The sequence below is a fragment of the Bacteroidales bacterium genome, assembly GCA_016707785.1.
Classification (GTDB): domain Bacteria; phylum Bacteroidota; class Bacteroidia; order Bacteroidales; family UBA4417; genus UBA4417.
This window is the reverse complement of sequence record JADJGZ010000025.1, coordinates 62,940-73,384: the sequence shown is the minus strand read 5'-3', so window position 1 is coordinate 73,384 and position 10,445 is coordinate 62,940. Positions and strand designations below refer to the sequence as shown.

Genomic DNA, 10,445 nt, shown 5'->3' with positions numbered 1-10,445 from the left:
TTATTTCACCATATTCAAATATTTTCTTTACTGATATATCAAAATTCGAGAACCCAATAATTACTACATGTACAGCAGCATTAGCTTTAGCTTCATTTCCCCATTTAAAGGTTCGATGAGCAAAGTGGATTTTTATGTTATAAAAGTTCAATAATAAATTCCACAGAATACCAACTTGCTCACCTTGGGCGATTGAGTTTGTTGATACAAAAGCCACCGGGGGGGGGGGCCGCCCCCCCCCCCCTGCAGGGGTTGCACAAACGGCGGATTCCCCATAATATAATCAAAGGCATTCCTGTTTTCCCAGGGTATAGGTTCAATGAGTTCACCCCAATCCAGCCGCAAAGCATTTCCATGGGTGATATGAGCGGTTTTACGCAGGGGCAGTCGCAGGAAATATTCTCCAAACTCCAGCGATACCATCATATTCATCTGGTGGTCGATCAGCCAGAGGGCTACCTGGGCTATCTGGGCGGGAAACTCTTCATACTCAATACCATAAAACCTGTCCACATTGCAAAGTATGAGCGATTCCAGGTCCACTACCTGCTGTCCCTTCTGCTGCTGCTTCAGGATTTCCAGTTCCAGCAAGCGCAGTTCACGATAGGTTATCACCAGGAAATTACCGCAACCACAGGCAGGATCGAGAAATCGCAGGTTGGCTATCTTCTGGTGAAAAGCTTTGAGCTTGTTGGAGTTAAACTTTACGGTTTCAAACTCTTTCCAGAGTTCATCAAGAAATAAGGGTTTAATGAGTTTCAGGATATTCTTTTCAGAAGTATAATGAGCGCCAAGGCTTCTCCTCTCCTTTTCGTTCATCACCGACTGGAACATACTGCCAAAAATGGCCGGGGAGATTTTACTCCAGTCGAGGGTGCAACATTCCAGCAAGGTGAGCCGCATCCGGCTGTTGAAAGAGGCAAATGAAAGCTGTTCCTTAAACAGGTCGCCATTCACGTATGGAAAAGCCGCCAGACTCTCGTCCAGCGAGGTTTGCCGGTTTTCGGGCGGGGTATTCAGCACCTGGAAAAGCTGGGCCAGGTGCAAACCCAGGTCGGTTCCATCTTCGCGGGTGTTTAACTGCAGGTAATCGAGAAAGGCATGCGATTCGAAAATGCTGGTATCGTCGGCAAAGAGGCAGAATAAAAGCCTGACAAGGTATTTTTCCAGTTCATGACCGGTATAACCCACAGCTTTCAGGTCGTCGTGCAGCTTGCCCATCAATATGGCTGCTTTTATATTTACAGGGTCTTCATCTTTATAGGTTCGTTTCTGATAACCGGCTATAAATCCAAACACTTGAACATGGTTCACGAAATCCTTCAGGTAAAACTCATTAACCTCCCCTGTTTCAAGTTCATATAAACGAAGAATGGCAAAATCGGAAACCAGGATATATTTTGGCAGTTCATAGTCCTTTAATCCCGGCAGGTAATCCCTGGCTTGCTGATACGCTCTGTCGAGGTTCTTCCCCCTGCTTTTCATTTCGATGAGCAGGGTACCTTTCCAGAACATATCGATATAGCCATCCTGTTCGCCTAATTTCTTCACCCGGTGTTCGAAAGTGGAAACTTTGCGGTTGCTCACCCCAAATACATTGAAAAATTCAATCAGAAACTGCTTGGCTTCCGCTTCTTCATTAAAAGCGTTTTCCCATTCTTTGGAAAATTTAACTGCACGTTCCTTGATTTCATTCCAGCCCAGAGCCATATATCACGAAAATTAATTTTATCAAACTATAAAAATGGTGAATAAAGGTATGAAACCCTAACATTCATCGGTTTAACCCTGACAGGATTTCAAATCCTGTCAGGGTTAAGCCCGCATGCAATTTACTAAGAAAACAAAACCATTGAACTTCAGGTCCATTACTCTGCATGCCTAAGTTATTCGACTATTAATAAGTGAATTATGTAATTCTGCCATGGAATTATGTAAGTACTTTGAATATCAGGTAATCTACCTTTGACAATTCCAGGGAAAGTTTCATAAGCACTGGAAAAGTAGAGTTAAACTTAAACAAATTGAATTTTTGATTGTCGGGCATTCCAATTATTAATGGCATGCCTGTCAATCAAAAATACTCTCTTGCACCCATTCTGCGTGCATACATCCATTCTCATCAGAAGCTGCAATCCTGATTATTTACAAAACTTTTTACGAAACACTACAACCACTCCCGGATATGCAGGGAACTGATTTAATTGCACATCTCTATGATTTACAAACCAAAAACTCCAAAATGAAAAGACTTACCCATTTCTTTCTACCTGTTTTTTTATTTACAATGTTGCTGTGTTTTCTCAATATTCACAGCCTCATGGCACAACCTTCCTCACCGCCTCCGGGATTAAACAGCAGTGGTCAAAGTTCGAATGGAGCTGAAAAAGCCCCGTCTGCCCCATTAGGAAGCGGAGTTAGCATTTTTCTTGTGATGGGTGCTATTTATTTAGCCCATAAAAAGCTAAAAACTACTGAAAAAGACTGAACATTTCAACGGTATTAACAGTTCAAACCGTTGTACAGACAAACCAGGCATATCATAGCCGTTCTTTGAATTCATTCGATTGGATCCCCTCCATTTATGCTGATTAGCAATGATATTGCAAAACGGTGTGATTGCAGAGTCAGTATAAATGGAGGGAAGTTCCGGAATGGCCGTAAATATCTAAGAATTGCTTAAAATGCCTGATTAGGGTAAATCTGATCTTCGCTAACCTAACTCACCTCTCTTAGCTTTTGAATGAAAATCATTCATTAACCTGTATAAACTCCATGAAAAAGATAACCCGTAAATTACTGCCATATTTCTTTGGCTTTCTGTCACTTATTTCCTTTGGACAAAACAGCCTGAATAGCCAGGTATTTGTTGGTGTGATAAATGCTTCAGATCCTGATTCAGGTCAATCCTTAACCTTTAAAATTACCGCCGGAAATGCTGATAGCTTCTTTAGCATTCATCCAGCAACCGGAACATTGATGGTTAAGCCCTCTGCATTTGACAGCTTTTTCTCTCAGCGCACCTGGACACTCACAGTTGCAGTAACAGATAATGATAAATTTAATCCTCAGTCAAGCTCAGCCACAATACTGGTGACTCTGAAAAGAGATGCGCTCAGTGGTAAAATAATGACCGAGATAGCTAAAGGAGATTAACCATAGCTGAAGACGATGGCGATTCCTGCAACATTACTCATTCTAATCAGCTGAACTTGCAGGCAATTTCTTACTCATAAGTCCGGTACTTTATAAAAAAGTAAAGGCTTATCCCATTCAATATTCCGAAAAGTATACCCGCCATCAGGAATCCTGATGAAAGGCTGAATGTATCGCTCACCCATCCCAATAAAGGGCCCATTGCAGCGAACAGAAAGCGAATAACGAAATTCCTTACGGATAGTACGGTTGCCCTTACATCGGAGGTTGTAATAAGATTGATATAATTCCTCAGGGTTGGAGTCGCAATTCCCCGGGCAAAATAAAACACCAGCAGAACAGGCAAAGCAGCAATATAAGGAAAGAAAGAGAGCAGGAAATATCCGCTTACAATGCTAAGGGTGATCAGGATAACAGTCCTTGATGGCCCTAATTTTTTTTCTACTTTCCAGGCATACAGGGCAGCAATTCCGACACTAAGATTCAGTATTGCCCATGCGGTGCCATACAAAGTGAGGGGTAACTGAACCGATTTGAAAAAAGGTTGAGCAAACCATGCCATAGTCAGTGTGCTGGTACCAATTGCAGCCGAAAACAAGGTATTCCATCGCAGTTTACGATTGGAGATCAGCGTATTCCTGACAACCTGCACAATATCCCTGATTCCTGGTTTAGGTCTCACGATATGAACAGGAGGCTCTCGCAGGGAAAATGCAGCAGGCACCGCCAGGAAAGCCACGCAAGCCTGGACAATAAATGGAGTTTGCAGCGATATCAATGCCAGTGCACCTCCAATGATACCGGCAATAGCTTCGCCAAAATTTCCCAGGGAGGTAATCCGTCCTTCCAATCGCGTATATTTTCCTGAAAGACGTTTCGCAGCCAGTGAATCGTAAAGCATCGCTGAATCAGCCCCGGAAATCAGGCTCTGCCCCACTCCCAGAATCACTTCAGCGGCAACAAATATCCAGAAACCACTGGAAGAAGCATAAATGAGATAGCCTATAAATCCAAAGAAAGAACCCACCAGCATACTGGTCCTTCGCCCCGCTATATCCGCAAAATACCCTGTTGGGATTTCCAGGGTCATAAGGGTGAGCGAATAAACCGATTGCAGCATAAAAATATCCTGCATATCAAGGCCGGCCTCATTGTAAAACAACACAATAATCGGCATAACCAAATTCATCCATTTGGCTATCTTGATGACATACAGCGAAGTAAGATTTCTTTTTAAGGAGAAAGTCATAGGCAGGGCAATACTGCAAAGGTAAGGAAGCAGAGGGTTTTTGGGAAAAGAAAACAAGAATTCAAGAATTCAAGAATTCAAGAATCCAAGAATTTAAAATTCCAAAATCCATCCGCCAGCTGGCGGACCAAAATCCAAGATTTCAAGAACTCAAAAACTCAAGAAGTCAAAAATCCAAGAATTCAAGTATTCAAGTATACTGAATACATAAATCCACTCCATAAGGATTCCCTTTTGGAGAAGAAAGAATACATCTTCTTGAGAAAGATAGAATACAGTATCCAGGAGACATTATGGCCACTAATAGGAAAATTATTCTGAATTCTGGATTCTGGCTTCTTGAATTCTAAACTCTTTCAGCCAATATTCTAAGAAATTTAAACCCTCTCCTAATCCTTTTGATATTAACTTTGTTATATTCACGAATACTGAAAGATATTTACCCTTGTTCACTTCCCTGATGTTCAGTCGCTGATTTGGCAAACTATTGCTTCCTTCTTTTTATCAATTAATACGTATTCCGGTGAAAATCGACACTCTCCTTAAGTTCAAAGAGCCTTTTGATAAGTTCAGGGATGTGGAATCCAAACTTCTTTCGCGCAATGCAAAGGGGAAAATTGCGGGCTGGGGTGCCTTACTCTCAGCGATGGTTCAGGTGATCATCCTGCTTTCCCAGGACGATATGCTCAAACAAATTATCGGGCTCTTTACCCAACCCCTGGAAATGAACCTCAAGGTCTTTATCCCTACACTTTTCATTATCGCAGGGCTGCTGGTCTATTTCCTGGTGAAACGAACCAGTTTCCTGCTAAAAGAGACGAAAGAACCTTTCCGGTATACTTTCTGGGTGGATCCGTTCTCAAGGATTGATGAAACCCCGGCCGATCGCTTTGAACTGAAAGCAATTGACCGCATTAAACTCATGCATCATGACTTAATCGAACTGATCCATCAAAGAATTAAACGATTTTCAATCCTCGAAGAACCTGCAGCTGAAGAAACCCGCGGTCTGACAGATACGCGTTCTACTTCTCATATTTATATACATGGACATTATGCCATCCGTGAAGACAGGGAAAACAAGGAGTGGATCATCCATGTGATGCCATTCGTAAGAATCGGCCCAAAAGGATCAGCTGAAACACTGGCCCAAACGGTCAGGTTCCCCTTGATTGATGAGTTCCCTGATACCCTTGATACTGAAGAATATAACCAACTCCTGGAAAGGGTTTATTCAAGAGTGACCACCGAAATATATGCCAGGATTGAAAAGGATATAGAGAAAAAAATCACCCTCTTCCCTACTGCTTACCTGCAAGCCAACGCTTTATACATTGAAGCATCCGATATGGCTGCTTCCAACACCATCAATGCCTTTGAAAGTGCCATTAAGCTTTACCAGGCGGCTATCCGAAAAATTGAATTAACGCTGAAGTATACGCTATCAGGGTACTTTCTGAGAATTCCGGTATTGAAATCATTTTTTACCCGTTACCTTCAGCAATATGCCAGGATACAGATCGGTCATGCCCAATGCCTGGTCTATAAAAACAGGATTGCTTCATTATCAGGCAGGAAGAGTAATGCACTATTCGAGATCAAACAAAATCTCAAGAAAACTACTACCCAGTTAGAGAAATTCCACCTCCGTCTCGGAAGCAATAAAAGCATTAAAGGGTATCGAAACGATCGTAAAACCTATTCAATTCTTACCTATCTCTCATTCCCGAAGGATTCACTATCAAGATTGATTTTGATGAAACCAGGCAGGAAGGTTTACAATGAAACCTGCGCTATCCTTTTCCATTCTTATATCGTACTATCATTAGCAGATTCTCTGACAGGTTCCTACAAAAGTGCCAGGAAAAATCTTGACAAAGCCCGGGCGGTTGCGCCTGACCTGTCGATTTCGGATGTACTGTTCTATCTTGCTGAAGCCTATTGCGAATCGGATATTGATAAAGCCCTGATGATTTTCCAGCATGCTTCAGAAATCGAGCCCTCATTCCAGATTGCCCGCTATGACCTTGCATTCTGGATGGAAATGAAATTCCGTACCAATGGCGAGATTACCCCGGAACGGGCCAGGAGTGTGATTCATGAATACGAAAAAGTTCTACAGATCAATCCGGGAAATATTGCAGCATTAACAGCACAAGGAAATATCCTCTGGCTGATTCATGACCTGAAAAAAGCCAGGCGGAAGTTTGATGAAGGCTGCAATCTGAAAGCTATCGTAAGTGAAACATTTATTGCTCAGTTATTATATGGTAAAGCCAGGGTAGCCGCAGAGGAAGGGAAATCAGACGAAAGCATTGACCTCTTCAACCAGGCCATCGCCAATAATCCGAATGTGGGCGCATATTCCATGAATAATGAAAAGGGAATTACCGTTACCTATTACGATTACATCACTTTCGACCTGGTGCGCCGCTACAGGGAATATCATGAGAAAGTAGCAAAGACAAAAATCCGTTCAGCCGGTTTGAATGAAAAAGTGCTAAGCTTCGTTCTTAACGACCTGGCCAATGCCTGTATCAATTATTACATTCGATTTGGAAATGAGGATCATCTCAATGAAGCCATCGCCACTTATGAAGAGGCTATACGGCTGAATCCATCCAATATCGTGGCAGTTTATAACAACTCCAATGCCCTCACCTTCCTCAACGACCAGGGAGGAAGTGATAAATCAATCCGGTTGCTGAAGCAGGTTACTGAGAGCAATCCACGCTGGCTGGAAGCCCTTACATCCAGTATTGAACTGATTCAGCAGGAATGCTTCCGAAAAATCAGGGATGCGCGTACGGATGTAAACAGCCTTCAGCAAAAAATCAATGATATCAATGAGAAAACAGCCCGTCAGCACCTGACCTCAGGGACTTCTCTGTCGCGTGAAACCCCAACAAGAGGAGCTGCTCCGGCGAATACCCTTGTGCCTGACAGCCTGATGTCGATGCAAGCAAATCAGCAGGAGAAACAGCGATTGCTTGAAAAGATTGATAAACTGGAAAAGGAGATTACGATTCAAAAAAACAGGCTATATGATCTTAAACCACTAATCAGGAAGATTTTCGAAACATCGAAATTGATTTCTTTATATGATGGACTCCGGCTCGACCGTTTCGAAGCCAGTTCTGTGACCGCCTTTACCCAGCTTAATATTGACTGGGTACGTCTTGATCTTGAAGATGTTAGGGCAGTCAGAAACTACGCCATCAGCTACTACTATAACATCCCGGATGCTGTAGATGCGCAGTCTGATCAGCTTCCTGAAAACAAGTCAGATTTCAGTGATGACATCCCTGATCAGCTGACAGTTTGCAAAACGCTCATCAACCATTTGCGTAATTACTATTACGAAGAAGATTTTGTCCTTATCCGAATCCTCCAGGAACTACTATTAAGAAAAAATGATGAAAAGCTATTTGGCAAGCTCTTATTCAGGCAAAACTTACATCGCCGGCAAATATCCCTCCTAAATGAAAACACTTTACCCGGTGAAATCTGGGGTGCATTTATTGATGAAAATATCCAGGTAAGAGATTATACCCTCGAAAAGCTAAAGGAAGATCCAACTGCATGGCTTCTTCGCAATAAATCAGATGGCTGTGAATGGCGATATAAGCTGATTGTAAAGGGAAGAAAACTCGAAGTATTCCGCCATGAAGCAGAAGAATGTGATGAATTGATCGGTGCTTCCATTCGTTTTTGGAATGGAGAAGATCCGATTCACTGGAATTACCTGAACTGGGCTGAGCGATACCTCCCAGGTGAGGAATACAAGGAATTGCTTCAAAAATCCTTACTAAATTCAAGTAATCCAATCCTGCTTAACCAGCTTGGAATCATACATTTTGATAATTTAGAATATGATGAAGCCCTCTCCTGCTTTACCAGGGTGCTGGAGAAAGATGATACCAAGCCTGTTCATCATTTCCGGCTTGGAAATACCTATGGAAAATTAAAAGATTGGGAACATGCCTTTTCCCATCTGAGGAATGCTGTGATTAAAAGGCGGACGGTAACAGCTGACCCCAATACACTCTATTTCTATTATAATGAGCTCCTTACGGCATACCAGGAAAAGGATATCCCTGAAGAATTTATTGAATTTCTTGAAAAATCAGGGGATTTACTGGACAACCCCGAGAAACTGGCCTTGTTGTATAACAGGGTGGGTAATATGATCTCGGACAAGGAGAATTGGAAGTTAGCCAAACCTTTGTATCTGAAGGCAATGGAACTGGATGCCGGAAAACCCATTTATTGCAGCAACCTGGCACTGATGTATACCAACCTGGGTGAATGGGATGCAGCACGTGAGCTCTATAGCAGGGCAGTAAAACTCAGGAAATACCTTGCGGATGATTTGTACACCCTCGAGTTTTATTACGGACAGTTTGCGCGCTTATATTATATCTGCGATAAAGTTGAGGCCTTCTTTTATTTACTTGAAAATTCAGGAGACTTCGATGGAAATGATGAAATCATTGCAGGTTTCCATAATAGCATTGGGGTAATGTATTCAACAGATAATGAATTTGAAAAGTCAATGCCCTACTTCCGTAAGGCCGCTGAACTGGATCCTGAAAAAGCAATCTATTCAAGTAACCTGGCATTAATGCACTCGAATCTGAAAGAATGGGATCAGGCAACAGAACAATTTAAACTCACCCTTGAGCTGGTAAACCATGTGAAAGATGAATCCTATGGGCCTGATTATTATTACTCTCTGGCGGTGGATGCCTTTTTCCAGGCCGGGAAATTAGACGAATTCCTTGCACTGATCGAAAAAGCTGAAATTTTCAGGTTAAACCCGGCACCCAAAGGCCTGGTTTATAACCGTGTTGGAAATTTGTATGCCAATACGAATAATGATCCCGATAATGCCATCCTCTATTATCAGAAAGCCATTTCATCAGATCCGACACGTCCCATATTTTATTGCAACCTGGGACTTATGTATATGAATCTTAAAGATTGGGATACAGCCTGGTCCAATTTTAAGAATTCGATCCAGTACCGAAGGCAATCCACAGATGACAGCTATGGATTTGATTACTATTTCGGATTGTCGGTTGACAGCTATTTCATGACCGAACGCCTGGAAGATTTCCTGCAGCAGCCTGAAATGAACAATGAAGAACAAATTTCCAGAGAGTATAAAGCTGTGATCTTCAACCAGGTTGGAAACTTATATTCCAGGAAAGGCCTGCCCATGCAAGCCATCCCTTATTACCGTGATGCCATTAAAATGGATGATAAAAAACCTATTTATCATAGCAATCTTGGATTGATGTTCCAGGATATGGAGAGTTGGAAAGAGGCCATCATGGAATTTGAGGAAGCCATCAAGATGAGAAGGCTTGCGCCAGATGATGCCTTTGAATTTGATTATTATTACGGTTTAGGCGTAGATGCATTTTTTAATGAAGGGAAAATAGAGGAGTTAACAAACATGCTTGAGAAACAGGGGAAAGAGGATTGTTCCCCTGCAAAGCTTGCCATCATTTATAACAAAATTGGTAATCTGTTCAATGAAAGGATGGATTACCCCGTTGCCATTGATTATTATGAAAAAGCTATGAATCTGGATCCTTCCGGACCGGTTTTCCCTAGCAATATCGGAGTGATGTATGCCGCACTGAATGAATGGGAGAAAGCCATTGTATTCCAGCAGAAAGCCATCACCATTGCCATTGAAAATAAGGTTGAAGATTCAGATTATGTGTATTACTACAGGCTGCTTGGTGAAGCTTATTCACAACTGGATCAGTTACCTGCTTTTATCGACAAACTTGATCAGCAAAAAGAATTCCTCGAAGAAAAAGAATCAAAGGCAGGCATTCTGAAAGACCTCGCCAACTATTTGGAAAATGAAAATATGAATGCTCAGGCGGGTGTTTGTTTGGAAAAGGCAGCTGAATATTTGTCATGAGCTGATGTTGCTGACCATTATAGAATCCACCCGCATTAGACTTGTGTCGGTACTTTTAGCAAGCTTTACTATAATTATCAATTCATATATGCAGATGAT

5 protein-coding genes are annotated in these 10,445 nt (G+C 42.1%); 3 read left to right on the top strand and 2 right to left on the bottom strand.

Annotated features, from left to right (window positions below):
- Positions 1 to 147: 147 nt before the first annotated feature.
- Complete coding sequence (locus IPH84_14040) at positions 148 to 1,710, bottom strand: class I SAM-dependent DNA methyltransferase (GenBank protein ID MBK7174319.1); 1,563 nt, start codon at positions 1,708 to 1,710, stop codon at positions 148 to 150.
- 532 nt (positions 1,711 to 2,242) lie between these two features.
- Here IPH84_14040 and IPH84_14035 point away from each other — a divergent pair.
- Together IPH84_14035 and IPH84_14030 are read left to right on the top strand one after the other, a co-directional pair.
- Entirely contained in the window at positions 2,243 to 2,488 is a 246-nt protein-coding gene (locus tag IPH84_14035; protein ID MBK7174318.1) for a hypothetical protein, read from the top strand.
- A 287-nt stretch (positions 2,489 to 2,775) separates the two neighbouring features.
- Complete coding sequence (locus IPH84_14030) at positions 2,776 to 3,156, top strand: cadherin repeat domain-containing protein (protein MBK7174317.1); 381 nt, start codon at positions 2,776 to 2,778, stop codon at positions 3,154 to 3,156.
- A 70-nt stretch (positions 3,157 to 3,226) separates the two neighbouring features.
- On the opposite strand, the gene IPH84_14025 is transcribed toward IPH84_14030, so the two are convergent.
- On the bottom strand, positions 3,227 to 4,411 hold the full coding sequence (locus tag IPH84_14025) for an MFS transporter (protein ID MBK7174316.1): 1,185 nt from the start codon (positions 4,409 to 4,411) through the stop codon (positions 3,227 to 3,229).
- A gap of 517 nt (positions 4,412 to 4,928) precedes the next feature.
- Between IPH84_14025 and IPH84_14020 the strand changes: the two genes are divergently transcribed.
- A complete protein-coding gene (locus IPH84_14020; protein MBK7174315.1) occupies positions 4,929 to 10,346 on the top strand; it encodes a tetratricopeptide repeat protein in 5,418 nt (1,805 codons plus the stop codon).
- Positions 10,347 to 10,445 lie beyond the last annotated feature (99 nt).

Coding starts and splice junctions, on each gene's coding strand:
- IPH84_14035 (MBK7174318.1), top strand. CDS start 2,243: ATGAAAAGACTTACCCATTTCTTTCTACCTGTTTTTTTATTTACAATG.
- IPH84_14040 (MBK7174319.1), bottom strand. CDS start 1,710: ATGGCTCTGGGCTGGAATGAAATCAAGGAACGTGCAGTTAAATTTTCC.
- IPH84_14030 (MBK7174317.1), top strand. CDS start 2,776: ATGAAAAAGATAACCCGTAAATTACTGCCATATTTCTTTGGCTTTCTG.